The organism is Lactococcus sp. LG1074 (genome assembly GCF_017309525.1).
Classification (GTDB): Bacteria; Bacillota; Bacilli; order Lactobacillales; family Streptococcaceae; genus Lactococcus; species Lactococcus petauri.
Genome location: NZ_CP071293.1, coordinates 613,862 through 639,675, shown reverse-complemented (window position 1 = coordinate 639,675; position 25,814 = coordinate 613,862). Strand labels below are relative to the sequence as shown.

The following is a 25,814-nucleotide window of genomic DNA, read 5'->3' as shown; positions in this document are numbered from 1 at the left end:
TCTTTACTCCTTAAATACTGACATTCCACCAGGTTTGCTCAATTGCTCTAAAGCATAACGAGTGGCATCTATACTGTGGTTATCTTTATCTGGATAGCTTCCTTTAAGGTTGCCCCATTTATCTTCTTCAAGTTCATACCCTGAGAATTCTCTCAACACATTCGGCGTGCGCTTTGGATCAATAACTATTTCTGACAAGTCTTGTAGCCACTTGATCCCATGTTCAATAGATCCCCGCCCTTTACGTGCTGGACGGATATTCAATCCCATATTTTTAAACTCACCAATCGTGCGCGGTTCTGCACTATCTGCAAAGACAGGCTCATTCAATGGATTAAGGTTCTTGATTTTCCGAACCGCTTCATCATTACCAAGTCTGGTCTGATAAATTTCATCCAAGAAAAAAAGCCTCTTTCTAGGCTTGTCATAATAAGTTGCAACATAAGCAAGTGGATCCGCAGCAAAACCAAAGTCCAAGCCTCGATGTATCTTATCAAAACTGTCATACTCTTCTTTAGTAATTGTGCGTGCCTTGACATTTGGAAATACTTCAGCACCAGTACCTGTAACAATACCTAAATACTCATGTTCATATACTTTTTGATTTACTTCCTTCAAGTACTCTGCTTCTTCAATGAAAGTATCTCCTAGCCATTCGGGTGGCACATCAAGATAAGTTGAAGAATGAATAAGCGTATTCTTTCGGCCTACTTGTGTCTGTACATGTCCATTAACCCAGTTTGTAATAGATTTGGGTGGGTTGTATGTATAGAAGAACATTTGATTTGCACCACCACGTGCCAGGGACTGGTTAACATTTCGAATCTCTGCCATGCTTCGCAATTCGTCCACCTCTTCAAAGTGAATATATTTAGCATAACCATGTCGAAACTTAGTAGACTTTAATTTTCTAGGCTTATCTAATCCTTTGAATACGATTGAATTTCCCAACGGTAAATAAGTAAGCTTGTATGGACTTTTAGTTTCTTTCCATAAATGACCAACTCCCAGCGCATCAATTGCCCAAAGGTATTGAGCAAATACTGTATCACCTATCCCATTCTCTGTCTTACGGATAACTACAGCATTATAATCTCTGTTGTCCATCATCCCGCTTACAACTTCAAGTGAAACAAAAGAAGATTTTGTTGATCCACGTCCACCATTCAGCCAGTAATGTTTATGACCATCTGCCAGGATATCTTGACTAATAGGACGAAAAGGAGGAGCAATCAGATCGTTGTAGTTAACTTCAATCTCATTGCTCATATTTTTTTGGTTCTCCTTTAACAATAGTTACCGGCTTCATAACACTTATATCTGTCTTATCTGTGAAGAGGGCATGACGTTTACCTAAAAGCTCTGCAGCTTTAAGGCGTTCTTTTTCATCTGGTGGCTTTTCTATAAGTTTAGTTTCACTTATTCCATCACCAACAAACTCAGTCTGAACTACCGTTGAGAGTGACTCTCCACGCATTACTGAAGCCAAATACTCTAAAACTTCCTGTGCATCAGCCGTCCTTGCATTGTGCATTTTTTCAAGCTGTTCATCTATATAGGCTTTAACCTTAACATTTCTTAACATTCTTGCAGCAGCCGCAGCTGCAACTGAATCTTTTTTAACGTTAGGATACGCGACTTTATAGGCTCTGGTGCCATTCAAATCTTTCAAATATTCATCAGCAAATATCTGTTGCTTGTCTGTCATATGGATCCCTCCTCCCTATAAGTATTTAAAAAGCCGCCATTTCTGACAGCTTCAACAGGATAGTGTTTATAAGTATTTTCTAGAGTCAGGCACTCCCTGTAAGTACCTGCTATCGGAATAGTTGGATTTGAACCAACGCTCTCTCCGGCCCAGACGGAGTGACTTACCAAGCTAGCCTATATTCCGAAAACGCTGGTTTTACCGTCCAGCAACGTTTGAACAATTTCAGCACTTTTTGACTCACCGAGACTTACCATGATAGCGTTCTGCTGAATTGTTCATAATACAAGTATAGCACCGAAAATTGAGGTTGAAGTTCCTTTTTTTGCCAATTTCGAGTCTTTTTTTGTCAATTTTGTCCCCTCAAATCAAGTGAATAACAAAGGGATGAATATCATTTCTAAATTTATAGTAAGCACCTTTTGCTTTTTTCTGTGCTATATCAAACCCTCTATCATCTAATTCTTGCATCACTTGATACCAGTATCGACCATTGTAACCTTCACATTTTAATTTGATTACTTCCTTCTCTACCTCAATTAATGGTAGGTACCAGATATTTATTTGCCTTATCAGCTCTTTTAATCTGATTAACTCTTCATCATTTTCCAATGCTTCTTTATTTAAGACATTACTTAAAGGCTCAGAACCTCCAGAATAAGCTGTGCGTATTCCTAAATTATCTACTTTTTGTCGGTAAAGATACCTACTCTCAATAGATTTTAACTTAGCATCTAATCGGCCATTAACATAATCTCCAATAATCCTATCTAACTTATCAGCCAAAACTTTAACCTCCTTATATGGTATAATTTAGATAGAAAGTATTAATTGCTAAGCCCGTTGCCAGCGGGCTTTTTTTGTTATTTTCTTGTCAAATTTTCTACAATTTCTACAAGAACTTTTTGATTTTCTGTACTTTTATTAAACTTTTTCAGTTCATTCAAAATATTACTCAGTTGCCCAAAGTTCAGCAAAGAGAATATTGCTGTAATAACCAAGGATGCCGTTACTATTAAATTCATTTCTTATCCTCCCTCAATTCGTTTACTGAGCAGCCATATACTTGAGCAACCCTGTATAACCTACTGTTTTTCATTCGACTAACTCCAACCTTCTCAAGAGCAATCAAATCTTCGCAAAAACTTTTATGAACCATTTGTTCTGGAAGTATTGGATTTCTAGGAGGAATACGTATAGCAAGTAAAGACACCTCCTCAATAGTCATACCTGCCTTCTCACGCATGATTTGCAGCTTTGTTTTCATACTAATCTCCTAATATCATAGCTTGGCAGTAATATGTTGACATGCCATGCGAATAAGCAGTAACTCCTCCCTGAGGCTTCCAACCTTTTGCAATAAGTTCATTTACTTTTTCTGCTAATTTATAGGTGTACTCACCCTCTAATACTCTATATTTCATACTGTCCAATCCCTCCTAAAATTTCATCACGGCTCATGCTTGCGTATTTTTCTGGAATCTGTGGGTTAAGTATGGCGCTGATTTCCTTGATTCTATCAACTGCTGCTTTTCTAAGCGGACATGGATTGAGTGGGCAATCCAGTTCATCATGCTCAGCAATTAAGTCAAACATCTCACTTATTTCTGGGTTCATGTTTCTTCCTCCCATTTATCAGCACATTCTACACAGATATTTCCGCCCCAAACTTTCTCAACTTCTTCATCAAATTCACGATTGCATACTGCACATTTCATTCTTCCACCTCAATATTCTTTTGTTTTTACTGCCCCACATTGAGGACATTTATAATATTTAATGCCACAACACCCACAACCCATGTCTAAAACACCGTCATAGTCCATGTCTATATTGCAGTTGTCACATTTCATACTTCTTCCTCTACAGGCACAGCAAATGCCCAATATTTCTCGTTGACTGCTTTAATTTCCATTTCAGTGAAATCCTGCTTCCAATAACCATAATTCTCATCTTCTTCCTCTATAAAATGATATCCTGCGTTATTTTCCATCAAAATCTGCCTAGTGGTATCATCTTCCAAGAAAACCACTTCGTAGCGCTTCTCCTTGGCGACTGTGTAGCCGTAGATAAAAGCTAATTCAAATGTTTCTGTATTATCATAAAACCATTCAGCAAGCTTCAAATCGTTTCCGTTAAGATAAGTCGTTCCGTATGTCAGCCATTTAATGTCTGCACTGTATAATTCGCTTAGTGTTTTAGCACCATCATTTTTCAATCGTTCAATTTCAGTCGCCACAAACTCTGGAATCTCTGGCTGTTGCTTTGCGAGCTGGGATTTGAGAGAAAGTATCTCTTCAGCCATTACTTCAAAGCGTTTATCTTTTTTGTAGTAATCTAACTGAGCCTCTAAACCATCAATATATTTATTCATCTCGTTAAAAGCATTATGATATTCTTTAACCTTTCCGGTATAAAATTCAATTGCTTTCCCTAAAGATGGTTTAATACTGCTTTGTTCAATGCCAATTACTGGTCTTTTTACTTCTTCTTCAAACTTCTTCATCATCTCACCTCCAGGCACGCCTTACAAAAAGTAACGTGTCCTTTTTCTTTTGCTTCTTTGAACGGTACTTTTATACCGCAACTCTGGCAAGTCGTATAGTACACGGGCACCGGATGAACTTGACCACAATATTTGCAATTCGCCATCACATCACCTTTTCTGTAAATTCATCTTTTCGTGCAACTTTTTTAGCAATCGTAATTGGAATCCCATAACGATTGGCAAAGAGTTTTGCTTTAATTTTGAACTCCGGTAAGATCATACCTTTTACATCGATTACTTTTATCAAGTTGCCTTCTTCATCATAGAAAGTAAAATCTGGTTTATATGCAATCTCTCGATATGCTTTCCCATTCAAGCGGAACTTGTCCATCAGAACAAATTTCTCTTGCATTTTCATGTTGGGATCATCCTTGTGCAGTTGATAGTAAATACTTTCAGCTTTACTGTCAAAGGTAATTCCATCAACAGTTACTTTCTTTGCACCGTATTTATGAGCCATGTTACACACTCCCTGTTTGGAAACCATAATGTGCAGTTTCAATCCCATCATAATCACTTATTTCATAACTTGCACCATCTGGAATCTCTACAACTTTCAAATTTGCAAAACGCCCATTAGCAAGTTCACCCAGTTCTTCTACAGTTTGGATGAATTCTGGTTCTGCACGATGTTCTTCAAAGTTATATTTACTGAGAAAATCTATGATGTCTCCATCATCATAATGCACTTCGAATGTCTCTCCTTCTGGTGGGTTAATGACATAATAAATATCCCACTCACTGATTTTTTCAAATTCTTCATCTGTAATACGTCGATAGATGGCAGAATCACCTTGACTTTTAATATTAGTATAGAGTCCAATTTCAATTCTTTTAAGTTCACCATATCGCATGATTGCTTCATGTGATACACTAAATCCGCCAAAACATTTATTCAATACAATTTCCATTTTTCACACCCTCCCAGGTATCTTCTAGCCAGTCAAGCAACATATTTGTTTGAGCCATGACCAGCGGTTGATTGTCATATTTTGTTGATAACTCTCCAAGTGACATCACAGCCCAGTCCCAGAATTCAGTATTTCCGAAACCCAACTTCACCGCTTGAGAATTACATTCTAAAATCCAATTTTTTACATCGTTGAAAAATTTTTCATAGTCCATCTGGCTTATCCTTATAAAGAACTAAGAAATTATAACCTCGATTAGGTTCGTCAAATTCTTCATCAATACTTGTATCAAGGTAAGGTTTAACGTCAACAATTTCAACCCCTTTATTGCGGATTAAGTTTAATTCATTGTCAAGATCCTCCGATTCTTTATCTGAATCACCTTGACATACAACATATACGATTTTTGTTTTTAACATCTTATTTTTTCTCTTATTTTCTTTCTCATTTTCCGCTTACTACTCAGCCCAGCATTTTGAGTAGTTTGCCCTTCACCCTACTACTAGGGAGTGTAAACGACTCCTAGTTAGTAGGGATAGTGCTAATACTCCTCAAACCGTTGGTATACTTGAGCCCACAAGTATTTTTGATTTTTTCAAGGCTCTAAGGCTGTAATAAGGCTGTAACTTTTAAGCCCTGAGCACTCTTCTTTTATTTTTTATTGTCAAGGCTAGGGCTGACATCTTTATTTTTCTCATTTTCTAAAATAACAAACCCGTTTTCATATTTAAATCCATCGTATTTACCGGCCTTATTTTTAATAGTAGTTTCTGAGTATAATTTACCCGGTTTGTACTCTCCTAACATATGAATCATTTCTTGAACATCAATTTTGTTAGTTCCCAAAACATTTAAAACATCAAAAGCTTGTTGAAATTTTTGCTCATCAGTTAGTTTTGGTTCTTTGTCTGTCTTTGATGAATTAGAAGATTTATTTTGCTTCTTTGTTTTTTTGGGCTCTTCATAACCCACAGGATGCAAATCTTTCAAAACTTCAGAATCATCAAATCGATGTAGAGGATAATCAAACCACATATCAACTGGGATAAACTTCGGAAACTCACGAAGCGTTCCTTCAAGTCTCCACGCTGTCATTAATTCAACTTTCCTTGTAACTTCACCAAGTTCAAATCCAGAGATGTTCCATGCACGGTCTTTACCAAGTGCTTTTCCTAAATGTTCTCGCATAGCTGCTGCCGACAAGAAATCATCTTGCCCAATCTCACTCAAATATGTTGGATTTTCATTTCTAATTTTCTCTGCATAGAAGTTCGCTGTTGCACGTCCTTCTTGCATTTTACGAAGATTGTCCGTAACTTCAAGCTCAATCAAGTCAAGAATTGCATCAGGATCCCGGGCAAATACACCAGAACCAGAACTGCGGTCCATAGAAGATTTTCCGCCTTGAGCCCCTTTTGAGTGATGGTGACAGTAAATAACAGATGTTCCAAGTTCCGCAGCTACTTTGTCAAAGTTATTGGTAAACTTAGCCATTTGCTCCGCATCGTTTTCCGACCCTGTCAATACTTTGTAAATCGGGTCAATAATGACGGCATCAAATTTTTCTTTTTGTGCACGTCTGATAAGTTTTGGTGTCAACTTATCCATTGGAATTGAATGGCCACGCATGTTCCAAATATGAATATTGCTGACATGGTCCGGACGTAACCCCATACCTCGATAAATATCTTTAAATCGTTTGTAAGCGGAAGGTCGATCAAGCTCCATATTGATATAGAGAACTTTTCCGCGTTCACAGTTGAATCCAAACCAAGGAATACCTTCCGCAATTGCAATGCACATTTCCATGAGCGCAAAAGATTTCCCAGCTTTAGACGGTCCAGCAATGAGCATTTTATGCCCGCGGCGCAGTACGTTGTCAATCAGAACGGGGGCAAGTGGTGGGTCTTCTTCAAACATTTCGGCGAGACTTTCGAATTCTGGTAAATCATCATTCAAGTCTTCAATCCATGTTTGCCACTCTTCCCAATCTGATTTACCTATATTTGTATCAATAAGAAACTGTTTATGTTCTCCGCGGATGATACCAGGCATTCTGGAAAGTCGAGACGGATTTTTATTTTGACTATCAACCTGCAGACCATTCTTGTTACAAATTTTATAGAGGTACTCTACGCGGTCACGGTATTCATTTTTATCTTTAGCATCAATCTTTACAATGGCATGTACTGATTTTCCACCAGAATAAACAAGCGTTGCAATGGGTAATTCAAGCTCACGCATGATTGCATTTTGCTTATCAATACTCAAATTATCCGATTCTACCAAAGCATATTTGAACTCTGTGACGTTATCATTTTTAACACCTTTACCATCTAAAGGATTGAAACGAATCCAAGCACCGGCCTCAGGGTTAGAATCTCCTACAATAAAACCTAGGTCTTTTTCATTTTTGTACTTTTCTAATTGATTGAGTACTTCTTCTGCAGTCCGCGTGTAGTTACCTTTACCACTGACAGAATATTTCCCATCATCACGTAACCAAGAGTCAACCACATAGCCAATATAATCATCATTTTTGAAGAGAGTTTGGATGTAAGTTTTTAATTGCTCAATAGGATCCCAATGATCCGGCTCTCGGATTTCTTGACCTTCAACCCAAGACTTATCAATAAATTTATATTCTTGTGCTGCACTTACTTCATCATCCCAACCAAGAAATTCATTTCCGTCATCTCCTTTATATTGACGAGGTTGCCAGCCACCTTCTTTCGCTTTCATTGTGATAAAAGCCCCAGTTACTGGTGTCCCACCATTGTGGCCAAGTGAATTCCACTTAGTTTCCATTTCATTTGGGTTATATCGTGAATCAGCTTGGGACCAAAGATCCCATGTTTCAAAACCATATCCCTCATGCTTCAAGGCCATACCAACCGACACCCACTCTGTATAATCAAGTGATGCTGGGGGGATAAATTCTAAAAGAGGTATCAAGTCAAATTTTTCTTCCATTTATATTAAACTCCTGTATATTGGCTAGGGTTAATATCCGCTGGAACCCGCCAGCCATTGCCAGCGATTCTGTCAATAAGCTTACGTGCTTTATCGAACTGCCAAGTTCCCACATGGTGGAAACCTTTCTTTTCCAAGAAACGAATTTGTTTAGGTGTAGTCAGACCCGACATTTTTCGTTTGTTCAATTTATCCAGCAAGATTTTAGCCTTGCCTGCATTTTCAATTTCTTCTGGGAAAATCCCAAATTTTTCAAGGGCTGCAATTTGTTTATCTGAAGCCGGTGCCATTTCCCAACCAAAGGACGGTGCATAATTTACCAAGTCTTCTGCTTGAATGGACATTTCAAATTGCAAAGGATCCACAAGTTGTCTTTTGCGTTTTTTCATTGCTGCTAACTGCTCTGCAAGTGAATTTTCACGATCCTGGACAACTTCACCTTCTGCAATTTCTGCGACTTCTTCCAAGTCAAATGGAATTGGCTCTGCTTCATCTTCCAATTCAGCCATTTTCTCAGTCATTTTTTTCGCAACTTCTTCATCTTTAGCAACCAAGTGAGCCGGATGTACCAACTCATGACGTTCAGTGTGCCAGAGGAAGTCTAAGATTAAGCAATCTTCTTTTCCTTCCGCAAGTCGAAGGCCTCGCCCAATACATTGAACATAGAGGGGGCGCGATTTTGTTGGCCTTAACATGATCACACAATCAACTTCTGGTGAATCCCAGCCCTCAGTAAGCAGCATTGAGTTACACAAAACGTTGTATTTCCCATCGTCAAAGTCTTTAAGAACTTCTGCACGGTCTTTAGATTCTCCATTTACTTCTGCAGCTCTAAACCCTTTTTCGTTTAGAATATCTCTGAACTTTTTAGAAGTCGCAACCAAGGGTAGGAAAACAACTGTCTTTCTATCTCGACAATGTTTAATCATTTCGTCTGCAATCTGATAAAGATAAGGGTCCAAAGCACTTCCAACTTCACTTGCCTTAAAATCACCAGCTGACATTGAAACTGCCGACAAGTCAATTTTTAAAGGAATAGTCAAAGCCTTCATTGGGGACAAGTATTTATTTTTTATTGCATCCGGTAAGCTGTACTCATAAGCCAAAGACTCAAAGAAGGTCCCAAGATTTTTCTTGTCTGTCCGGTCCGCTGTTGCAGTTACGCCCAAAACTTTTGCTTGGTCAAAGTAAGAAAATACTTTTTGATAACTGGATGCCAGCACATGGTGAGCTTCATCAACAATGATCGTGTCATAGTAATCTTTTGGAAACTGCTCTAAGCGTTTCTCACGCATAAGAGTTTGAACACTTCCCACAGTCACACTATAAAACGTATTTTTTGCGGTCTGGTCAGCTTTTTCAACTGCAGCTCTTAATCCTGTTACTTTATAGAGCTTGTCTGCAGCTTGGTCTAAGAGTTCACCTCGATGGGCCATAATTAGGACCCGTTCGCCTTCACTCACTAAATCTTTTGTTAAATCAGAAAAGGTAACTGTTTTTCCTAGCCCGGTAGGAAGAACGAGCAGCGTTCTATTAACGCCACTCGCCCATTCTTCCTTGATTTTTTGATTGGCTTCTTTTTGGTATGGACGTAATTCCATTGATAACCTCCTAAGCCAAAATAATAATTTGTTCCATTCCTTCAAGCTGTTCTTCAAAGAAAGCTTTAATATTTTGAATGGCATCAATTTTCCAAGCGCGGGCATCAGCTTCAAATAAAGCTCCTAGTCCCCCTTCTTTCATGCGAAAGATAAAAGGTGATTCAGGTTGTTTCACTTCATGGAAGGTGCGGAATGGTGCAAGGCTTACAGGGTTTGGTACCTTAACATCTTGCAAGCTTGCCACACCTTTTTTTATAGTCACACTTTGAGATACCCCATCATCACCAAGATTTTTCACGTTCTCTTCTTTAAGATTTCCAAGAACTTGTAAAAGAAGATCACGGTCATCAGTTGGTAAAAATTTGGCTTGAAGCTCAATAACCATATCTTCAGCTAATTTGAAACGGTCAAAGTCAATAGCTGGTGTAATTGCTTTAACGTGTGCTAAAGTATCACGTTCATTGTCAGACTGAAGGGAACTATAAAGCTTCACTTCCTGTGGTCCTTCAATATTTAAATAAAGCTTTTCTTCTGTTTCAAAGTCGATATTTTTGATAAAGTCAACCATTGATGTCAATGTACTGAGGACAACAGACTGAACTTGTTGACGATGGACCTCATAAGGAATCCCATCTTTGTCAATAGTGAATGAACGGCCATCAATAATAACGTGACGATTTTCTGGCAAGATTACTGTTTCTTGAATTTGTTGGATTGCTTCTTTTGATAATGTCATGTTTGTTTACCTATGCTTTCTTTTGTTTTTGTAAGTCAATTACATCTTGTTTTGTTTCTGCTTCAATCTCTTCAACAGGTACCCCTGTATCTGTACGAACCGTTGCTTCTTCATCAAAGTACATTTGACCTTTTGCACCAGACTTCAACTCTTGCGCTTCAACTTCGCCGCTTTGATTTAAACCAGCGATAAGATTTGTAGTGACTGATTTAGTTGGAGCCATAGTCAGTTTGATTTGGCTATCAAGCTTAATCAACTCGCGTGACTCATCTGGTTGAAGAGTTAAAGTCATTACTAATTTGCGAGGTTTTTCAGCATCTGTATTTGGATCTTGAACATTTTCGAGAAGCTTTTTAACTTCCATATCAAAGTTTTCTTGTACCCCACCAGAAGCAAGGCTACTTAAATTTAAATCAATTTTTTGCATTGCAATTCTCCTTAAAAGTTGTATCCAGGGGCTTGTTGTTGGCCTTGAGGGGCTGCAGTATTACCTGGGAATGGCGCCACATTTCCTTGTTGTTGCTGTTGCATACCAGGAGTTGGCTGTTGTTGCATTGGGGGTTGTTGGTAGTTTTGTTGTGGCATTTGTTGGCCTTGAGGGGCTGTATTAGAGGCTGTATTTTGATAACTTGGTGTTTCTGGTTCAAGGAAACTGTCAATTCGGTTACTTTGAGCATCATTACCCGAACGATCCTTATAATTATTGACAATGATTTTAGCTTTTCCACGTGCACCCAAGACTGTGCCCCAGTTCATTTTTACCTTACCTTCTGCATTTTTAGGTGCTCCAATTGAAGTAAAGAATTGATTGATTTTCCACTGCATTTTTTTGTAAAGATAAAAATTCTCTGTCAAAGTAGTTGTTTCACCAGTTGGTGCTTGAATTTCAATCGTTACCGTAGCTTTAGGGGCATTAGCAGGAATTTTACTTTCGCGGTTTGCTGGCTTTTCATAAATTCCTTTTTCCAAGTTGGTAATCACAAAAGGATATTCTCCTTCTGGTAATAGGACGAAGGGGCTTCCTTCTTCTACTTCATCATCCCAGCCTAAAATTTCCATATCGTTATTCATTTGTTTGTTCTCCTTTTTTTAATAAACTCTTTTAGATTTAATTTCTGCGAAAATCTTATCCCACTGTGCAACTAATCCACCTTGGATAAGGTCTGAAGGATAATCACGAATTGGCATTTCAAGGGGTTTAAATCCTTTTTCAGCTACCAGTGCGCGAATTTCCTCTTCAGTTACTTCATTAGCCATCATAAGTTGAGCTAATTCTTGGGGAATTGCGGGATCAATGGTAATTGGATCGCGAGAAAATTGGTTTTCTTGAGGTGTTTCAACCGTAGGTGCAACTTGTTCTGGTGGAATCTGTTCAGTCACAGGTTGTTGAACTGGAGCAGCCTTTTGAAAGATATGAGCGATTGCAGCAAATTCAAACGGCAATTGATCAGGTAATCCATGACGATTCTTAGCATCCCATGCTGGATGATGTGTAGTGAACATAACACGTTTACCACCCGTCGCTTTTTTGGATTTTGTTTTGCTATCAGTAACAATTGTGGTTTCATAGTTAGCAAATAGCACCATGTCCGCCCATTCTTTTAACAAAGGTGCACACTGTTTGGAAAGCTTAAGCTGGTAGCGGTCAAATGCTCCCATCTCGTCAGGCTTTTCAAATTTCTTAATATCTGCATGAGCTGTAACAACCACATTAATACCAGCATCGGTAAGTTCAGATAAAAGATTAAGGAGCTTTCCAAATTTCTCTTTTACCATGGTGTAGCCTTTACCATAGCCAAAGTCTTCAATGGACTGTGCATTGATGTCACTTGCAATAACAGCCTGATTGGCAAGTGTTTCAGCCCAGTCCGCTGTATCAATAATCAAAGTTTCACACATATGTGTTTGCTTAATGTAATTCACTTCATCCATTAACATTTGCCAGCTTGTGGGCTTATCCATCCGATGGACATTCATATTTGCTGTAGATCCCTCAGTATCAATAAAGATAGGTGATGGGAATTGTGAAGCAAAGGTTGATTTACCAATTCCCTCGACTCCATACAAAACTACTTTTTGAGCGGTAGCAGTTGGACCGCTTGTAATGTTAAAACTCATAATTGTCCTTTCATCCATTCATGTAATCAATAACTCTTTGAGCATTGTATGGTCCTTTAAATCCATACCCTTGAGCGTTATCTAAAAGTTTTCCGTCTCCGTCAACAATTTTCCAACGCCTCCCTCCTGAGGAATGCTTTCCTCTGTGTGTAATTTCAGAGCATTGCATAACTCTTACTTTTGCACTTTCCCATCTGGCCATTGAATTTTCAATTACTTTTATATTGCTAGGATTGCTTAGAACTAATTTTTCTAGACCCATCATTCCTCCTATAAATTCCAAATAACCATTGGATAAGTTACAAACCCACTTCTTAACTCCATGCCAGTTTTTTCTACAATTCCTTCTTTCACCAACAACTCCAGTAATTCCTTACCTTTGTACATGTTAATATCAAAAAACTGGCTGTTATCAAATACTGGAAAATCAAGATTGACAGTTAGCACTGCATAGAGTTCTTTACTCTGAGTTTCTGCAGCTACTGCTAGACTTTGATCATGGGTATAAGTCGTTTTAGTCAGAACTAATTGGTTGCCATCAAAGGTTATAATCCTATTCATTTTCTACTCCTCAAAATTGATATTTAGGTGCTTCTGGCGGAACTGGCAAGACATTCTTATGTGCTGTTTGTTCTACTTCCTCGCCGTAACCGTCAGAGATAATAATTGAGCACTCGTCACCAGTTGAAACTCGTGTTGCGATAGCTTGCAGCTGCTCTTGTTCAAGCCATTGGCCAAACTCTTCAAGCGTTTCTACATCCATCTGCTCTAACTTATCAATCAAGATAAATCCGCACTCAGGCTTCAGTTTACGTACAATAGCTGTTGATACTTTGAGTTGTTCAGCTCCAGACATGTTGTCCCAGCGTTGGCCATTATAGAGAAGTTCTCCTTCAGAAACAGAGAGACCAGGAAGAGGAAGGTCCGCATCATCAAGAAGTTTTTTCATATCTCGACGAACGTTGGCAATAGCTTCATCAAGTTCAAGATACTGATTTTTATAACCTTGGGCATCTTCATTGGCTTTGTCTTTATCAAGATTGGCCCGAACTTTACGATTAGTTTCGTCTACTTGTTGGATATTTTGTTCAAGTTCTTCAGTTGATTCATCATGCAAATCTAATGCTGATTTTTCGGCAATAATAAGCTGTTGATCAACTTTGGCTTTTTCTTCAATTAATCGAGCAATTTCGGAATCTAGTTCAGCTTGTCTTTGTTTCAAGCTATCTCGCTGCCCTCTAATTCGTCCATTTTCAGCGTTTTTAGCAAGAATAGCTTGTTGTTGCTGAATAAGTTCTGAAGCGCTGACAGGCTCTTTAGGGGCTTCTGGATAATAGATTTGTTCATCCGCAAACTTCTGTTTCTGATCCGCAATCTGCCCAATCATGTGGCGTTCACTGTAGAGTTCTTTCTCTTTTTGCTCAAGGATTGCTAATTGTTCACCTACACCGATAATTTGAAGTAAGGTCTTTGCCTTATCCGTATTTGATGCTTCCATAAACTTTGGAAGGTTAATCGCCAGCTCTTCAACAAATCCATTGAGCAATTGTTGGCCGGCTTTATTACCACTTGGATCAATAACTTTCAAATCGCTATTCTTTCCATCTCTGCGGACTTCTAGACCGTTGCTCATAACAATGTGCAAGCTAGGTGGTAACACGCTACCTTCGCGATGTGGTTGGCTAGGTTTGTGCTTATTCCCGCCAAGTGCCCAGGCGATAGAGTCAAGAATAGAAGTTTTACCTTGACCATTACGACCGCCAATGATTGTTAGGCCATTTTTTGTAGGTTCAAGCTTTACTGCTTTAACCCGTTTTACATTTTCAATTTCAAGTTTATTGATTTTAATCATGTTTCCTCCGAATTTTTGATATAATCAGAGTAGAATCATTCCAAAATATTCTACCCAGCTCACTCTGCAAAGTGAGCTTTTTATTTTTAATTTATCCATTGTTGATTCTCACAAGCACAATTAGATTAATCAGATTGACAACAAGTATCGCTATACTTAGTATTGTTGACATACTTTCTCCTTATCCCGCTCCTAGTTACTTCTAAGCTCTTTTTATTTTCCTATGAACGGACTATTTTCTAAATAATCGGCAAGAGTTTCTTCTTCATCTTCTACAACTGTTTTTAAAGTTGTTGTAAATTCACGTACCTTCCGGCCTGTATCTGGTTCTTCATGAACTACCATATTTTCACGGTAATTGATCATGTTCTCACGGCTGAAGTCGTTACGCTTGCGAATTTCAAGTTCAATTTGTTGCTCTTGATACTTGTGTCTAAGATGTTCAAATTGGCTTTCCTTAAGTTCCAACTCAGCAAGTCGTTGTTTAGTTATAAATGCCATCTTTGCTCCTTACTTATATAAATGAATTCCAGTAAGCTTCATTTTTGAACGCTTAGCAATGGCTTCCGCTTCGTTGCGTGCATTGATTCGCATAGATTGAACTAATCCTACAATGAAGTCTTTTTTTACCGGCACAGTTTTCTTTGTGTCTGGATCCAGTTGTTTGCGTTTAGCAGTAAGTACTGCATAAAATTTTGTTTTGTTCATTTTTAATTCCTTCTTTTCTAGTAATCAACCCAGAAGATATTTTTTTCAGCCTCAGAACTCCTCCAAGCGTTATATACTTCCTTGTTAATGTACACCTCTTTATTACTAACTTTGGCATATCCATGTTTAAACTCAGAGTCGCCAGCAGTCATCTTTTTAATCCTTGTCTGGTAAGAAGATTCTCCTAAACCAAACTCTGATTTAAACTGAGTCTTTGTTAACCAATTTTCATCAGCTAAATTAAGTGACATACAACCTCCTTTTTATCGAATTTTAAAATCACTGATGATTTTCAGGATTACTCTATTTGCTCTAGGAGAGGTGTCTTTCCCTGTCATTATGTCTGCAAAGTCTCCTGAAGTAATCCCATACTGAGTTGCTAAATCAATTTGCAGAACCCCATTGTCCTCAATGAATTTGAGGATTTTTTCACGTCCAGTTACTGTTTCTGGCATTTGCTCACCTTTCTACTAGCTAATTTACTAGATAATTATTTAAGATAAACTAGCTTTTTTCACAGTTCACTCTTGACACACACTACAAAAAAGTATAGAATGAAAGCATAGTTAAAAGCCCTATTAAAACAAATATAAATCTGCCGGGAAGCTGTTTACTTTATTTTATAGAGGTATTTAGCTAGTAAATAAGCTAGTTTTATCTTACAAAACCAATTCTATACTTTTTTGTAGGTTCTGTCAAGAGTTAAACTATATTTTTTTGTATGTTTTTTTAAAGATAAGTGAGGAAAGCTTGATATGACTGTATTAGAACGAATAAAAATTTTAGCAGATAAAAGAGGAAAAACTTTAAGGCAAGTAACCGATGATTTAAATTTTAGTGAAAATTATCTTTATAGCCTCAAAAATAAAACTCCAAATGGGCAGACCTTAGAGAAGCTCGCTGATTATTTTCACGTTACTGTAGACTACTTACTTGGACGAGAAAATAAAGCAGATTATAAATTTGATAGCGTTCCTTTTTCTGTTAATACAATAAAGCACAGTAATGGACAGTTTGAAATCAAGACTAAAAACTTGGAATCTGTAGATCAAGATTTATTAAGAGATATTGATTTTTCTAAATCAAAAGTCCTGAATTCATTTAATAGAGATAGCGAACATAACTCAAAAAGTAAACAATACACTGCATTTCGTATTGAACAATTTTTTATTGATGAATTAATTGCTCACGGAGTGGAAGTTATTAAACTTAAAGAAGAGTCTGAATCTAAACCTATAGACTTGAAAAAAGTTATTAGCGAGAAAAAACCAACTTCTTGGGATGACCCTAGTATTGACTGGAATGAGTGGGTTTCTTTTGATGGAAAACCTATTAGTGATGATGTTAAGAAAATGTTATTTGCAATCTATGCCGATAAATTAACAGATTAAAACGGAGGTCTCTATGAAAAGACAGGATTTAATAGAGTCCCTTATTTCTCGAATTGAGAATGAAAAGATTGAAATAACATTTAATATTGACTTTCCAATTGATGCTGCAACAAATGTCAAGCGAGGATTAATGATGGTTAATCCTTCAATTGTCACACCATTTAAGTTAGCTCATGAATTGGTACATATATTACATCAAGATGTATATCGACTTGGTGAATGCGATACTACAAGCCCACAAGAAAAAAGGACAAATAGAGAAGCTATACTTTTACTATGGGAAGTATTTGAAAAAAACGGGGGAACTTCTGAAAGTATTTCACAATTTATCGAAATTACAAATTGCCCTGATAAACTAACAAAAATTATTATTCTAAAATCCAAAATAAAGGATTGGGACAAAGAAGAGATTCATACTCAAGTAGACGAATATTTAGATCATAGCGAAGAAGATCCTGAATATTGGAACATTTATAAAATTATGGATGCTTGCCAGATTGACTATAAATGGGAGTGTATTGTAAAATCTTTTATAGAAGAATACCGATTTAATTGGTTAAAACATAACCGTGCTATATAAGGAGAAAAAATGGATATTTCCGTTGCTGATGAATTAATAAAATTAAAAGCATTACAGGAACAAGGTGTAATTAGTCAAGAAGAGTTTGATTTACAAAAATCAAAACTTTTAAATACTTCTAATGACAATGCTGTTGAAGAAACTTCAGACAATAACATCAAATATATTGGCTTTGGCAAACCATCAAATGCTAAACAACAGCGTATTGAAGAAATGGCAAAAAAAATTCAAAAGAAAAAAGAAGTTAAAAATAGCCCTATTTCTTGCACATATTGCAAAAGCCAAAATGTACAATTCATGCAAAATAAGAAAAAAGGTTTTTCATTCAAAAAATTTGCCGCAGGTAATATATTAGGTGGAAACACAACTGCTGCTACCGTTGCTGGTTTTTCTGGTAAATCTGGTAAAAATGAATGGTATTGTAATGATTGCGGCAGAACATTTCTAAGTAAATAAAAAAAGCCGCCCAAGTTTGGCGACTGTGGGGCGACTTTAGATCTAGTACAGAAACAACACGGTTTACGTGAAGTTTTCTTGTACTCTATTTTACAGAAAAAAGGAGTAGAAATCAAATGTGGGTAGAAACAACGCCAAATGGTAAATTTAAATACTGCGAACAATATATTGATAATCTCACAGGTAAAAAAAAGAAAGTATCAACAACTTTCCCAAAAAACACCCGTGAGACGAGAAGTAAAGCCCAAAAAATATTACTTTCTAAAATTGCAAAAAAACAGTCTGATGAAAATAAAGAAATCATTTCAATAACATTTGAGAAATTAACTGAAAAATGGCTGGATGTATATAAACATCAAATAAGATCTAGCACACTTGTTTCTGTAGAGTCTCACCTTGGACTTCTTAAGGAAATAATAGGTACAGATACGATTGTACATAAAATAACACCAATATTTTTAAATAAAAAAATTGAAGAATTGATGTTTCAAGAAGATGGTATTTCACAAAGTTATGCCACTACTTTAAAAAGTCGATTAAATAAGATATTTGATTTTGCAATCACACATGGCCATTTAAAATCAAATCCAGTTGAAAATATGAAAATTCCAAGGAAAAAGAAAGCAACTACAAAGGTCAATGATTTCTTTTTCGAAGATGATGAACTGGAAAGATTCATGTCATATTTGAAGGAACACAATTATCGTTATTATCTTCTTTGCCAATGGTTATATCTAAATGGACTTAGAGGTGGAGAGGGACTTGCTATGAAGAAGACAGATATAGTTATTACTGAAAACGAACAATACTGTAAAGTAAATGGAACACTAGAATATCATGGAAAAAATATAGCAGAACAGAGTAAGTCCAATGAAACAAAAACTAAAGCCGGTGTCCGTGAAGTTGATTTAAGTTCAAAAGCCGTGGAAATTTATTATGAGGCGCTAAAACTTTCAAAAGATAGTGATTTCCTATTCTCCACTTCAAAGGGAACTCCAATTCAAGTCTCAGCGCTTAACACCTATTTCAGACAACATAAGGAACGAATGGGATTTCCAGAAGATAAAAGAATTTCCACACATATTTTTAGGCACACCCACGTTTCAAAGTTAGCAGAAATAGGTGTTCCGATATACGAAATTCAAAAAAGGGTAGGGCATGAAAATAGCGGAATAACACAAGATATTTATTTACACATAACTGGAAGAATGAAAGAAAAAACAAAAAACTTACTAGAACTACTCTAGTGAGTTTTTTAATTGCCCCCTTTTTGCCCCCTTTTTTTAATTACAATAATTCCATGTCTTTTCTAAGTCATTAAAACAAAAAGAAAAACCGCTCAACAGAGCGGTTAGACAAGTCAAAATTATTTACGACGTTCTGGGATACGAGCCGCTTTACCTTGCAATGCACGCAAGTAGTAAAGTTTAGCACGACGCACACGACCGTGACGGATAACTTCGATTTTTTCAACACGTGGAGTGTGAAGTGGGAAGATACGTTCTACACCAACACCGTTTGAGATTTTACGAACAGTGTAAGTTTCTGAGATACCAGAACCTTTACGTGCAATAACAACACCTTCGAACATTTGGATACGTTCGCGAGTTCCTTCGACAACTTTAGCGTGAACACGTACAGTGTCTCCAGCGCGGAATTCAGGGATATCTGAACGAAGTTGACCTGCATTGATAGAATCGATCAATGAAATAGACATTTTTTTCTCCTTTTGCTCATCAATAAAGCCATTGGCCCAGCGGATAAACAGTTTTATTTATGCCAAATTGGCACTTATAACATTCTACCAAATTTATGCTTTCTTTTCAAGAGCTTTCTTTGGGTTTTTAGTAAAAGTCATTGTAAAAGTCGTTTGGTGTTCATCACTTTCAACAGATACCTCCCCTTGGTGTTGTTCGACTATCGTTTGGACAATCGCTAAACCAATTCCATGAACGCCACCAGCACCTTTATAAAAACGCTCGAAGATATGTGGCAAAGTCTCTGGATCAATTCCACTCCCATCATTAGCAACCGAAATCACCACTGCACCATCTTTTTTTGTACAGGTAAGTACAATTTCTGTTTCGACATACCGCATAGCATTGGAAACTAGATTACTTATTGCTCGTCGTAAAGCTTTATAATCACAAGTAAGAATCACCGCTTTTTTATCAAAAACTGTTGTAATTTTAATGCCTTTTTGCTCAGCAAATATCTCTTGCTCTTTCGCAATATCTTTCATGATTAGACGAACATCTTGGTAAACAAGCTCTTGATGCACACTTAGGCTGTCTAAGCGTGAGAGAGTTAGAAGATCTTCTACTAGCTCACTCATACGATCGGTCTCATAAAGTATTGTCTCACTTGCCTTTTTGGGATCCATCACCTCATAGGAAATCCCCTCAGCATAACTTTTTATTGCCATTAAAGGGGTCCGAAGTTCATGCGAGGCATTTTGAAAGAAGAGTTTTTGGTTTTTATCGTTATGATCCAATTGCCGAGCAGCAACATTCATATTATGTGCTAAAGTAGCCAACTCACGGTCCTGAAATGTTCCTTGATATTCAGTAAAATCTCCTTGGCCAATACGTGTCGCAAATTTCGCTAAAATTGATAAAGGCTTAATCAAGCGCTGCGTTACAAAAGTAACGGCTAGACTAAGGATGACAATGACAGCTAGGGCAACAGAGACCAAGAACAGGTTAACTGAGTTTGTAAAATTAATAATCCCGGTGATATCCACATATAGGACTTGATACTCTCCAGAACTTTGACGAATGGTTTCAATATAAAAGGTACTTCCTGACGTATCCAGACGATAATTTTTTACCTTACTCAGTGGAACTTTTTGATTTTTTAAAGCTTGTGCGATATTATTTGCTGTCTCTCTCTCAAAGTTACCAACTTTTTCCAAATCCTGTACTTCATAATTATCATTGATATTAAAAGCAACGGGGTGAGTATTAAAGCTTCCACGAGGTGCATCTTCTAAGTCCGCAGAGGTACTTCCTGAGGGTGGAGTAACTTGTGCTTGATAAATCCTGACTTGAGATAACTGCCGTGAGGCCGAATTGCTAATATAGCTGTTTATCAAGATATTAAAAATGAGGATAATCCACAGAAAAGCAAAGAAGACAAAACCAATATTTGTCAGAAGCAAGCGCGTCTTGATGCTGAGAGGTTTTCTCCTAATCATCATCGCTCCTTACTCTGCTTCTTCATTTTTTTGTTTTTCAAACTCGATTCGACGGAAAATAGCTTTAACACGCATCACCAACTCCATCGGACTGAAAGGCTTAGTGAAGTAATCATCACTGCCCAAATCCAATCCTGTCGCATAGTCTAAGTCACTGTCTCGAGCTGTCAACATAATAATGGGTACGATACTTTGTGCACGTAAAGCTTTCAAGATTGTAAATCCGTTAGAGCCAGGCATCATCACATCTAAAATAACAAAATCACTTGGCTCTTCATTAAAACGCTCTAAGAGATGATCACCAGTTGAGAAGTCCTCTACTTTAAAATCTTCTTTTTCCAAAAAAGCTTTGATTGCTAAGCGAATATTATCATCGTCATCCGCAATATATATTGTTTTACTCATTATATTTCCTCCTCATTAATCATGTCTACCAGTTCATGAATCAAATACATTCGATTATCTAATGCGTGAATCTGCTCAGCACATACTTGCAATTCATTACTTAAGTGATCTGGCATTTCACCGCCATATTTGTAGCGAACCTTATGTTCCAATGTCGCCCAAAAGTCCATTGCCGATGTGCGCAGTTGTATCTCGACACGACGAGCTTCATTATTAAAAAGCGGGCCAAGATTAACTTCTAGTATCATATGATAAGAACGATAACCACTCGGCTTTGGATGATTAAGATAATCTTTTTCACTGATCACATTGAAAGCTTCTTGATTTTTAATGATTTCTACGATTTCATAAATATTTTTGGCATAAGCACATATAATTCTTACACCGGCTATATCTGAAAGATTTTTTTCAGCTGCTTTTGCCGTTACAGGTAAGGCTTTTTTCTTCAACTTGCCTGCAATACTTTCTGGTGATTTAATTCTTTGCTTGATATGTTCTATCGGGTTAACAGGTTCATAAGCATTGTAATAAGCATTAAGATTAGAAAGCTCTGTCATGATGACTGCCAAAGCACATTCATATTTCACCAAATTTCGCTTGAGTTTCTCAAACTCTTCAACTTCAAAGCGGGTCGTTTTTATTTCTTTATTCATATTCATTTCCATTCTTGAAAGAGTTTTCACATATGTCTATTATACCAGAGGCTGCGAAATTTATCAGCTTTAGAAACTACTCTGTTCCCTTCCCACTTACGGTTGCAAATAAAATGAAAGGAGCCCATGCTCCTTTGAAGATAATTAAAATTATACAATTATAATCTTAAAATGCACTCAACTTAAATAGAGGACAAAAAAAGAGGAAATACCTCCCTCTTTTTTATATATTAAAATAAATGACTAAAGCTAAAATAGATAAAAGTGCTGTCACACACCAAAAGACAATATCAATCTTCCATTCACTCCAACCTTTTCCTTTACCAGAGAAGCCACCAAGTTCAAAATGATGGTGAATCGGCGTCATACGGAAAATACGTTTACCATGTGTTACTTTAAAGTACGAAACCTGCATCATAACAGAAACGGTTTCTAAGATATAGATAAAGCCAATCAAAAGGAGCGTCCATTCGACATGTAAAAGAATCGAAACGATGGCAATAAAACCTCCTAAACCAAGGCTTCCCACATCTCCCATAAAGATCTTTGCTGGTTTGTGGTTGAAGAAAAAGAAAGCAATCAAACCACCAATGACAGAAAGAATGATAAGTAGGACATCATATCGTCCTTGAGCAGCTGCAATTACAGCATATGCGCTGAGAGAGATAGCCACTGTGATACTGGCTAAGCCATCAATACCATCTGTAAGATTCACGGCATTTGACCAACCTACAAGCCAGAAGATAATGAAAACTGCAAAGAACCATCCTAAATCAATTTTCCACCCCAAGATATTAAGTACATTTGTACTATCCACCTGCATCAAGATAAGATAAGAAACAATACCTGTGGCTATTTGGGCTAAGAGTTTATGACTGGCTTTAAGCCCGCCATGATTTTTTTGGCTAAAGATTTTCATGAAGTCATCTAAGAAACCAATCAGAGAGTACATCGCTAATACCCACCATGCTGTGATGAACATAGGAGTAAATTGTGCAAAAATCAGAGCAAATACTGCTGAAACTAGGAGGGCTGCAACTACAAATACAAGACCTCCCATGGTTGGTGTGCCTGACTTACTTGCATGTTGTTTTACTTCTTCAAGAGTGGGTTGTCCCCCAAGTTTTTTCTTATGAAAAAACATAATAAAGCGTGGTATTCCAATTGCGGTCAAAACCAACGCGACTAGAGCTGCTAAAAATGCAGTGATTAACATAGTGCCTCCGACTGTTACTTAGAAACTTTGTTTCCTTTATTTATAGAGCTTACTCAGCTCAAAATTGAAAGAGGCGAAAATTTTCGCCTAATTCATTGTGACTGTGATTGTTTGATTGTCTTTAAGTTTGGTTCCCATTCCCACACTTTGTGTGTTCACATGGTCGCCAGAACCTTGATATTCAATTTTCAGATTATACCATTTTGCGAGTTGCTCAACTTGTTCTTTAGACCATTTAAACATATCTGGCATGATATGATCGCCATCAGTAAGAAGCATGACAGGTGTATTTGCCCCAACTTCTTGCCCTTTAGCTACAGATTGTTTGGTTACTTTTGTACCTTGACCAATCACAATCGGTGCTAAAAGATTACGACGTAGACTATCTGAAACGTTACCTGGAGATTTCCCTGTGTAATCTTCGAGAGTAACTTTTCCAGCCTTCAGACCTGAAGTATCCTGTGGAGCTGCTTCTTGGTTTTTTATTTGCTCTGCGCGCGTAATCAAAGAATTAGCAACATCTGAGATATAAGTCAATGACCAAGTGCTTGATGGAATTTTGATATTCATATAGAAAATGAAATCTGGATTCTCTGGTGGATACATGGCAACTGCAGAATAAATATTATCTTGCATTCCCTTCATATAGCCACCTGTATCCGATGCAATCTGTGCTGTACCTGTTTTGACAGCCATTGTATTGCCATTAACCATGAAGAGCGGGCCAGGTTCATGCCCTTGCGATTCTACTGTCAGATAAGAAGTTCCCCATGTTGGGTCAGTATTAACACCTACCATCAAATCTTTTGTTTTATTTATCGCATCTTCGGACACCGGACGTCCAACAACTTCTGCCTTACTTTGCAAATAGGTATTTTTATCTTTGTCTACAATTTTATTCACAACATGAGGTTCAAGCATTTCTCCTTTGTTTGCAAAGCTTGTCCAACCACGTAGAAGTTGAATTTGTGTTGTACTGATACCTTGCCCAAATGAAGATTGGATTTGAGATACTGGGTTATCGTCAGGAAGAGCACCAAACTGTTCTCCACCCATCCCAATACGGGTTGGAACACCGAATTTAAAGCGGCGCAAGTAGCTGTCCCAGAGGTCGCTACCCATATTTTGAACAATCCGTGTCATTCCAGTATTACTAGACATCATGAACCCTTGAGCAAAAGTAACTGTTGATGGAAGTTTAAAAGTTCCATCTTCGCTTTCATTGGCATCCCAGTCATTAATAACGACATCATAGAGATTGACACGACGGAAGTAAGAGGCATTCAGATCCACTTTATTACTGTCCAAAGCTGAAGCCATCAAGAAAGTTTTCATAACAGAACCAGGTTCAAATTGTGACTGGTAAAGCATGCTGTTCTCTGTGAAATGTGGCTGTTCCCGCGCTGCTTTATCATTAAAGTTATTGGCGGTAATTGTTGGACGCTGTGTTGTAGCCAAGATGTCACCTGTGTGTGCATCCATCAGTGTGGCAGAAAGTTGCTGACCACCTGACTTTTCTACAGCTGTATCCATCAGCGATTCAAGATTACCTTGCAAACGGGCATCTAAGGTTGTATAAAGATCTTGACCATTTTTTACCTGCTTGCTTACTGTTGTTGTTCCTGGTAAGGGACGACCATAACGGTCTTTCTCATAAGTTTCCTCACCATTTGTACCGCTGAGAACATCATTAAACGAGGCTTCTAAGCCGTTGATTCCAACCAAACCAGAGGCAGAATCCCCAGGCGTTTTCAAAGAAGCTATACCTACAAATTGTGAAGCGTAATTTGGTTCTGGATAAGAACGTGTCAAGTTAGGTGTGAAACCAATACCTACTAATCCAGCATTCTCTGCATCTTTTTTTATCTTTTCCATTTTAGCGAGAGGAATCTTTGTTCCTGCCGAACCAAATTGGACTTGAGCTTTTCCAGAATTGAGTTGTTGCTCAATCAACTCCTTGTCAATTCCCAATTCTTTATTAAGAAATTCTGTAACTTTCGGAAAGTCAGCCTCATCAACATAAAGCTTATTATTGTTATTGTCGACTTGTGTCTTATCGAGCACAGCATAAATCGTGTAATCACTTGCATCAACTGCAAGTGGCACACCATTTCGGTCAAAAATTGTGCCTCGCTTAGCATAAACAGTCGTTGTGTTTAAATAGTTCGTCTTAGCCATTTCGGAGATGTTTACACCACCGATTTGATTCACTGTAATAATCCAGACAAAGCGAAATATAAAAATCGCAAACAGAGCAATAGCTACTACAAATAGACTTTTACCTACATGTTTACGATTTTGTTCAGGTCTTTGATGACTTTTTTTCGCTTTTTTCGAAATACGTCTGAAAGGGGGAGTAATTATTCGAAAAATATTTTTCATTTTGTCGCTTTCAATACATTATCAGAATTGTAGGAGATACCATACTTATCCGTAACTTTTTGTAATTTGTCTTGGGATGTTAACTCCTGAATTTTCTGGTCATACTCAGAATTTTTTTGCTCTTTAACAGTAATTTGACTGTTATAGTGCAAGGTACTACTTTCAATTTCTTGCGTTTTTGTTTGAATGAAGAGTTGAGTAACCGCAAGCATCAAGGCTACGACTACCATAGAAAGATAAAATACTTTTTCAACCCCAGAAAATCTTTTGAACTTTTTGGCCAAAACTTCTGGTGCTAATGAGTCTTTTGAAATCGCATAGCTGTCCTTTTTGGCCGCTGTTTCAATGTCAAAATATTCTTTAGGTTGCGCTGCCATATT

General features: G+C 37.4%; 36 protein-coding genes and 1 tRNA gene. 4 read left to right on the top strand and 33 right to left on the bottom strand.

The genetic code is table 11. The features are described 5' to 3' along the window. Positions 1-3 precede the first annotated feature (3 nt). The 26 genes from J0J36_RS03170 to J0J36_RS03045 form a co-directional block, all read right to left on the bottom strand. Positions 4-1,269 carry a PBSX family phage terminase large subunit gene (locus J0J36_RS03170; protein ID WP_206886765.1) on the bottom strand — a complete coding sequence of 422 codons (1,266 nt, stop codon included), beginning with the start codon at positions 1,267-1,269 and terminating at the stop codon, positions 4-6. Next, a complete protein-coding gene (locus tag J0J36_RS03165) occupies positions 1,259-1,708 on the bottom strand; it encodes a terminase small subunit (protein ID WP_165707133.1) in 450 nt (149 codons plus the stop codon). The genes J0J36_RS03170 and J0J36_RS03165 overlap by 11 nt, the downstream gene beginning before the upstream one ends. Positions 1,709-1,820: 112 nt before the next feature. Further along, a tRNA-Pro gene (locus tag J0J36_RS03160) sits at positions 1,821-1,894 on the bottom strand. A 177-nt stretch (positions 1,895-2,071) separates the two neighbouring features. Then, complete coding sequence (locus J0J36_RS03155; protein ID WP_165707134.1) at positions 2,072-2,494, bottom strand: RinA family protein; 423 nt, start codon at positions 2,492-2,494, stop codon at positions 2,072-2,074. Positions 2,495-2,571: 77 nt separating this feature from the next. Continuing rightward, on the bottom strand, positions 2,572-2,733 hold the full coding sequence (locus J0J36_RS03150) for a hypothetical protein (protein ID WP_206886764.1): 162 nt from the start codon (positions 2,731-2,733) through the stop codon (positions 2,572-2,574). Further along, on the bottom strand, positions 2,730-2,975 hold the full coding sequence (locus tag J0J36_RS03145) for a hypothetical protein (RefSeq protein ID WP_206886763.1): 246 nt from the start codon (positions 2,973-2,975) through the stop codon (positions 2,730-2,732). The genes J0J36_RS03150 and J0J36_RS03145 overlap by 4 nt, the downstream gene beginning before the upstream one ends. 1 nt (position 2,976) lies before the next feature. After that, complete coding sequence (locus tag J0J36_RS03140) at positions 2,977-3,132, bottom strand: DUF1737 domain-containing protein (RefSeq protein ID WP_206886762.1); 156 nt, start codon at positions 3,130-3,132, stop codon at positions 2,977-2,979. Next, entirely contained in the window at positions 3,122-3,325 is a 204-nt protein-coding gene (locus tag J0J36_RS03135) for a hypothetical protein (protein WP_206886761.1), read from the bottom strand. Before J0J36_RS03135 ends, J0J36_RS03140 begins: the two co-directional genes overlap by 11 nt. Before the next feature lie 232 nt (positions 3,326-3,557). After that, positions 3,558-4,217: a DUF1642 domain-containing protein gene (locus tag J0J36_RS03130; RefSeq protein WP_206886760.1), complete on the bottom strand. Its 660-nt coding sequence runs from the start codon at positions 4,215-4,217 to the stop codon at positions 3,558-3,560. Between the two features lie 142 nt (positions 4,218-4,359). Continuing rightward, entirely contained in the window at positions 4,360-4,716 is a 357-nt protein-coding gene (locus J0J36_RS03125) for a DUF1064 domain-containing protein (protein ID WP_004260223.1), read from the bottom strand. A 1-nt stretch (position 4,717) separates the two neighbouring features. After that, positions 4,718-5,167 (bottom strand): hypothetical protein, encoded by a 450-nt coding sequence (locus J0J36_RS03120; RefSeq protein ID WP_206886759.1) that lies wholly within the window; start codon positions 5,165-5,167, stop codon positions 4,718-4,720. Continuing rightward, positions 5,148-5,381 (bottom strand): hypothetical protein, encoded by a 234-nt coding sequence (locus tag J0J36_RS03115; RefSeq protein ID WP_206886758.1) that lies wholly within the window; start codon positions 5,379-5,381, stop codon positions 5,148-5,150. Before J0J36_RS03115 ends, J0J36_RS03120 begins: the two co-directional genes overlap by 20 nt. Further along, positions 5,371-5,586, bottom strand: a complete 216-nt coding sequence (locus J0J36_RS03110; protein WP_206886757.1) for a hypothetical protein — start codon at positions 5,584-5,586, stop codon at positions 5,371-5,373. The genes J0J36_RS03115 and J0J36_RS03110 overlap by 11 nt, the downstream gene beginning before the upstream one ends. 232 nt (positions 5,587-5,818) lie before the next feature. Beyond that, on the bottom strand, positions 5,819-8,140 hold the full coding sequence (locus tag J0J36_RS03105; protein WP_206886756.1) for an AAA family ATPase: 2,322 nt from the start codon (positions 8,138-8,140) through the stop codon (positions 5,819-5,821). A 5-nt stretch (positions 8,141-8,145) separates the two neighbouring features. Beyond that, on the bottom strand, positions 8,146-9,741 hold the full coding sequence (locus tag J0J36_RS03100) for a DEAD/DEAH box helicase (protein ID WP_206886755.1): 1,596 nt from the start codon (positions 9,739-9,741) through the stop codon (positions 8,146-8,148). 10 nt (positions 9,742-9,751) lie between these two features. After that, positions 9,752-10,477, bottom strand: coding sequence for a hypothetical protein (locus J0J36_RS03095; RefSeq protein WP_206886754.1), 726 nt, complete (start codon positions 10,475-10,477; stop codon positions 9,752-9,754). A gap of 10 nt (positions 10,478-10,487) precedes the next feature. Beyond that, positions 10,488-10,904, bottom strand: a complete 417-nt coding sequence (locus tag J0J36_RS03090; RefSeq protein WP_206886753.1) for a hypothetical protein — start codon at positions 10,902-10,904, stop codon at positions 10,488-10,490. 11 nt (positions 10,905-10,915) lie between these two features. Further along, complete coding sequence (locus J0J36_RS03085; RefSeq protein WP_206886752.1) at positions 10,916-11,548, bottom strand: hypothetical protein; 633 nt, start codon at positions 11,546-11,548, stop codon at positions 10,916-10,918. Between the two features lie 18 nt (positions 11,549-11,566). Next, on the bottom strand, positions 11,567-12,613 hold the full coding sequence (locus tag J0J36_RS03080) for an ATP-binding protein (RefSeq protein WP_242520637.1): 1,047 nt from the start codon (positions 12,611-12,613) through the stop codon (positions 11,567-11,569). Further along, positions 12,606-12,860 carry a hypothetical protein gene (locus tag J0J36_RS03075; RefSeq protein WP_206886751.1) on the bottom strand — a complete coding sequence of 85 codons (255 nt, stop codon included), beginning with the start codon at positions 12,858-12,860 and terminating at the stop codon, positions 12,606-12,608. The genes J0J36_RS03080 and J0J36_RS03075 overlap by 8 nt, the downstream gene beginning before the upstream one ends. Positions 12,861-12,865: 5 nt before the next feature. Continuing rightward, positions 12,866-13,156 carry a DUF4313 domain-containing protein gene (locus tag J0J36_RS03070; RefSeq protein ID WP_206886750.1) on the bottom strand — a complete coding sequence of 97 codons (291 nt, stop codon included), beginning with the start codon at positions 13,154-13,156 and terminating at the stop codon, positions 12,866-12,868. Positions 13,157-13,166: 10 nt separating this feature from the next. Further along, positions 13,167-14,447, bottom strand: coding sequence for an AAA family ATPase (locus J0J36_RS03065; RefSeq protein WP_206886749.1), 1,281 nt, complete (start codon positions 14,445-14,447; stop codon positions 13,167-13,169). A gap of 213 nt (positions 14,448-14,660) precedes the next feature. After that, positions 14,661-14,948, bottom strand: coding sequence for a hypothetical protein (locus tag J0J36_RS03060; protein WP_206886748.1), 288 nt, complete (start codon positions 14,946-14,948; stop codon positions 14,661-14,663). A 9-nt stretch (positions 14,949-14,957) separates the two neighbouring features. Then, positions 14,958-15,155, bottom strand: a complete 198-nt coding sequence (locus tag J0J36_RS03055; protein ID WP_206886747.1) for a hypothetical protein — start codon at positions 15,153-15,155, stop codon at positions 14,958-14,960. Positions 15,156-15,172: 17 nt separating this feature from the next. Further along, positions 15,173-15,406, bottom strand: coding sequence for a hypothetical protein (locus J0J36_RS03050; RefSeq protein ID WP_206886746.1), 234 nt, complete (start codon positions 15,404-15,406; stop codon positions 15,173-15,175). 12 nt (positions 15,407-15,418) lie between these two features. Beyond that, positions 15,419-15,610, bottom strand: coding sequence for an XRE family transcriptional regulator (locus J0J36_RS03045; protein WP_206886745.1), 192 nt, complete (start codon positions 15,608-15,610; stop codon positions 15,419-15,421). 300 nt (positions 15,611-15,910) lie between these two features. On the opposite strand from J0J36_RS03045, the gene J0J36_RS10710 reads away from it, so the two are divergent. The 4 genes from J0J36_RS10710 (at position 15,911) to J0J36_RS03015 (ending at position 18,829) form a co-directional block, all read left to right on the top strand. Then, positions 15,911-16,546 (top strand): helix-turn-helix domain-containing protein, encoded by a 636-nt coding sequence (locus tag J0J36_RS10710; RefSeq protein WP_370569099.1) that lies wholly within the window; start codon positions 15,911-15,913, stop codon positions 16,544-16,546. A 13-nt stretch (positions 16,547-16,559) separates the two neighbouring features. After that, positions 16,560-17,126: a hypothetical protein gene (locus tag J0J36_RS03030; protein WP_206886744.1), complete on the top strand. Its 567-nt coding sequence runs from the start codon at positions 16,560-16,562 to the stop codon at positions 17,124-17,126. Between the two features lie 9 nt (positions 17,127-17,135). Continuing rightward, a complete protein-coding gene (locus J0J36_RS10470) occupies positions 17,136-17,582 on the top strand; it encodes an SHOCT domain-containing protein (protein WP_242520636.1) in 447 nt (148 codons plus the stop codon). A gap of 116 nt (positions 17,583-17,698) precedes the next feature. Next, positions 17,699-18,829, top strand: a complete 1,131-nt coding sequence (locus J0J36_RS03015) for a site-specific integrase (protein ID WP_206886743.1) — start codon at positions 17,699-17,701, stop codon at positions 18,827-18,829. Between the two features lie 119 nt (positions 18,830-18,948). On the opposite strand, the gene rplS is transcribed toward J0J36_RS03015, so the two are convergent. The 7 genes from rplS to J0J36_RS02980 form a co-directional block, all read right to left on the bottom strand. Next, entirely contained in the window at positions 18,949-19,299 is a 351-nt protein-coding gene (gene rplS, locus J0J36_RS03010; protein WP_004258564.1) for a 50S ribosomal protein L19, read from the bottom strand. A gap of 93 nt (positions 19,300-19,392) precedes the next feature. Beyond that, positions 19,393-20,778, bottom strand: a complete 1,386-nt coding sequence (locus J0J36_RS03005; protein ID WP_019335653.1) for a cell wall metabolism sensor histidine kinase WalK — start codon at positions 20,776-20,778, stop codon at positions 19,393-19,395. 9 nt (positions 20,779-20,787) lie between these two features. After that, positions 20,788-21,183 (bottom strand): response regulator transcription factor, encoded by a 396-nt coding sequence (locus J0J36_RS03000; protein WP_019292017.1) that lies wholly within the window; start codon positions 21,181-21,183, stop codon positions 20,788-20,790. After that, positions 21,183-21,836 (bottom strand): GTP pyrophosphokinase family protein, encoded by a 654-nt coding sequence (locus tag J0J36_RS02995; protein WP_019292016.1) that lies wholly within the window; start codon positions 21,834-21,836, stop codon positions 21,183-21,185. The genes J0J36_RS03000 and J0J36_RS02995 overlap by 1 nt, the downstream gene beginning before the upstream one ends. 223 nt (positions 21,837-22,059) lie before the next feature. After that, positions 22,060-23,052, bottom strand: coding sequence for a phospho-N-acetylmuramoyl-pentapeptide-transferase (mraY, locus tag J0J36_RS02990; protein WP_017369022.1), 993 nt, complete (start codon positions 23,050-23,052; stop codon positions 22,060-22,062). 87 nt (positions 23,053-23,139) lie between these two features. Next, entirely contained in the window at positions 23,140-25,434 is a 2,295-nt protein-coding gene (locus J0J36_RS02985; RefSeq protein WP_153924621.1) for a penicillin-binding transpeptidase domain-containing protein, read from the bottom strand. Continuing rightward, a complete protein-coding gene (locus tag J0J36_RS02980) occupies positions 25,431-25,811 on the bottom strand; it encodes a cell division protein FtsL (protein WP_019292013.1) in 381 nt (126 codons plus the stop codon). Before J0J36_RS02980 ends, J0J36_RS02985 begins: the two co-directional genes overlap by 4 nt. Positions 25,812-25,814: the final 3 nt, after the last annotated feature.

Coding starts and splice junctions, on each gene's coding strand:
- rplS (WP_004258564.1), bottom strand. CDS start 19,299: ATGTCTATTTCATTGATCGATTCTATCAATGCAGGTCAACTTCGTTCA.
- J0J36_RS03070 (WP_206886750.1), bottom strand. CDS start 13,156: ATGAATAGGATTATAACCTTTGATGGCAACCAATTAGTTCTGACTAAA.
- J0J36_RS10470 (WP_242520636.1), top strand. CDS start 17,136: ATGGATATTTCCGTTGCTGATGAATTAATAAAATTAAAAGCATTACAG.
- J0J36_RS03055 (WP_206886747.1), bottom strand. CDS start 15,155: ATGAACAAAACAAAATTTTATGCAGTACTTACTGCTAAACGCAAACAA.
- J0J36_RS02980 (WP_019292013.1), bottom strand. CDS start 25,811: ATGGCAGCGCAACCTAAAGAATATTTTGACATTGAAACAGCGGCCAAA.
- J0J36_RS03085 (WP_206886752.1), bottom strand. CDS start 11,548: ATGAATAACGATATGGAAATTTTAGGCTGGGATGATGAAGTAGAAGAA.
- J0J36_RS03115 (WP_206886758.1), bottom strand. CDS start 5,381: ATGGACTATGAAAAATTTTTCAACGATGTAAAAAATTGGATTTTAGAA.
- J0J36_RS03105 (WP_206886756.1), bottom strand. CDS start 8,140: ATGGAAGAAAAATTTGACTTGATACCTCTTTTAGAATTTATCCCCCCA.
- J0J36_RS03015 (WP_206886743.1), top strand. CDS start 17,699: ATGTGGGTAGAAACAACGCCAAATGGTAAATTTAAATACTGCGAACAA.
- J0J36_RS03075 (WP_206886751.1), bottom strand. CDS start 12,860: ATGATGGGTCTAGAAAAATTAGTTCTAAGCAATCCTAGCAATATAAAA.
- J0J36_RS03110 (WP_206886757.1), bottom strand. CDS start 5,586: ATGTTAAAAACAAAAATCGTATATGTTGTATGTCAAGGTGATTCAGAT.
- J0J36_RS03100 (WP_206886755.1), bottom strand. CDS start 9,741: ATGGAATTACGTCCATACCAAAAAGAAGCCAATCAAAAAATCAAGGAA.
- J0J36_RS03130 (WP_206886760.1), bottom strand. CDS start 4,217: ATGATGAAGAAGTTTGAAGAAGAAGTAAAAAGACCAGTAATTGGCATT.
- J0J36_RS03060 (WP_206886748.1), bottom strand. CDS start 14,948: ATGGCATTTATAACTAAACAACGACTTGCTGAGTTGGAACTTAAGGAA.
- J0J36_RS03120 (WP_206886759.1), bottom strand. CDS start 5,167: ATGGAAATTGTATTGAATAAATGTTTTGGCGGATTTAGTGTATCACAT.
- J0J36_RS03170 (WP_206886765.1), bottom strand. CDS start 1,269: ATGAGCAATGAGATTGAAGTTAACTACAACGATCTGATTGCTCCTCCT.
- J0J36_RS03095 (WP_206886754.1), bottom strand. CDS start 10,477: ATGACATTATCAAAAGAAGCAATCCAACAAATTCAAGAAACAGTAATC.
- J0J36_RS03125 (WP_004260223.1), bottom strand. CDS start 4,716: ATGGCTCATAAATACGGTGCAAAGAAAGTAACTGTTGATGGAATTACC.
- J0J36_RS03145 (WP_206886763.1), bottom strand. CDS start 2,975: ATGAAAACAAAGCTGCAAATCATGCGTGAGAAGGCAGGTATGACTATT.
- J0J36_RS03065 (WP_206886749.1), bottom strand. CDS start 14,447: ATGATTAAAATCAATAAACTTGAAATTGAAAATGTAAAACGGGTTAAA.
- J0J36_RS03090 (WP_206886753.1), bottom strand. CDS start 10,904: ATGCAAAAAATTGATTTAAATTTAAGTAGCCTTGCTTCTGGTGGGGTA.
- J0J36_RS03000 (WP_019292017.1), bottom strand. CDS start 21,183: ATGAGTAAAACAATATATATTGCGGATGACGATGATAATATTCGCTTA.
- J0J36_RS10710 (WP_370569099.1), top strand. CDS start 15,911: ATGACTGTATTAGAACGAATAAAAATTTTAGCAGATAAAAGAGGAAAA.
- J0J36_RS03080 (WP_242520637.1), bottom strand. CDS start 12,613: ATGGATGAAAGGACAATTATGAGTTTTAACATTACAAGCGGTCCAACT.
- J0J36_RS03140 (WP_206886762.1), bottom strand. CDS start 3,132: ATGAAATATAGAGTATTAGAGGGTGAGTACACCTATAAATTAGCAGAA.
- J0J36_RS03045 (WP_206886745.1), bottom strand. CDS start 15,610: ATGCCAGAAACAGTAACTGGACGTGAAAAAATCCTCAAATTCATTGAG.
- J0J36_RS03030 (WP_206886744.1), top strand. CDS start 16,560: ATGAAAAGACAGGATTTAATAGAGTCCCTTATTTCTCGAATTGAGAAT.
- J0J36_RS03165 (WP_165707133.1), bottom strand. CDS start 1,708: ATGACAGACAAGCAACAGATATTTGCTGATGAATATTTGAAAGATTTG.
- J0J36_RS03050 (WP_206886746.1), bottom strand. CDS start 15,406: ATGTCACTTAATTTAGCTGATGAAAATTGGTTAACAAAGACTCAGTTT.
- J0J36_RS03150 (WP_206886764.1), bottom strand. CDS start 2,733: ATGAATTTAATAGTAACGGCATCCTTGGTTATTACAGCAATATTCTCT.
- J0J36_RS03135 (WP_206886761.1), bottom strand. CDS start 3,325: ATGAACCCAGAAATAAGTGAGATGTTTGACTTAATTGCTGAGCATGAT.
- J0J36_RS03005 (WP_019335653.1), bottom strand. CDS start 20,778: ATGATTAGGAGAAAACCTCTCAGCATCAAGACGCGCTTGCTTCTGACA.
- J0J36_RS02985 (WP_153924621.1), bottom strand. CDS start 25,434: ATGAAAAATATTTTTCGAATAATTACTCCCCCTTTCAGACGTATTTCG.
- mraY (WP_017369022.1), bottom strand. CDS start 23,052: ATGTTAATCACTGCATTTTTAGCAGCTCTAGTCGCGTTGGTTTTGACC.
- J0J36_RS02995 (WP_019292016.1), bottom strand. CDS start 21,836: ATGAATAAAGAAATAAAAACGACCCGCTTTGAAGTTGAAGAGTTTGAG.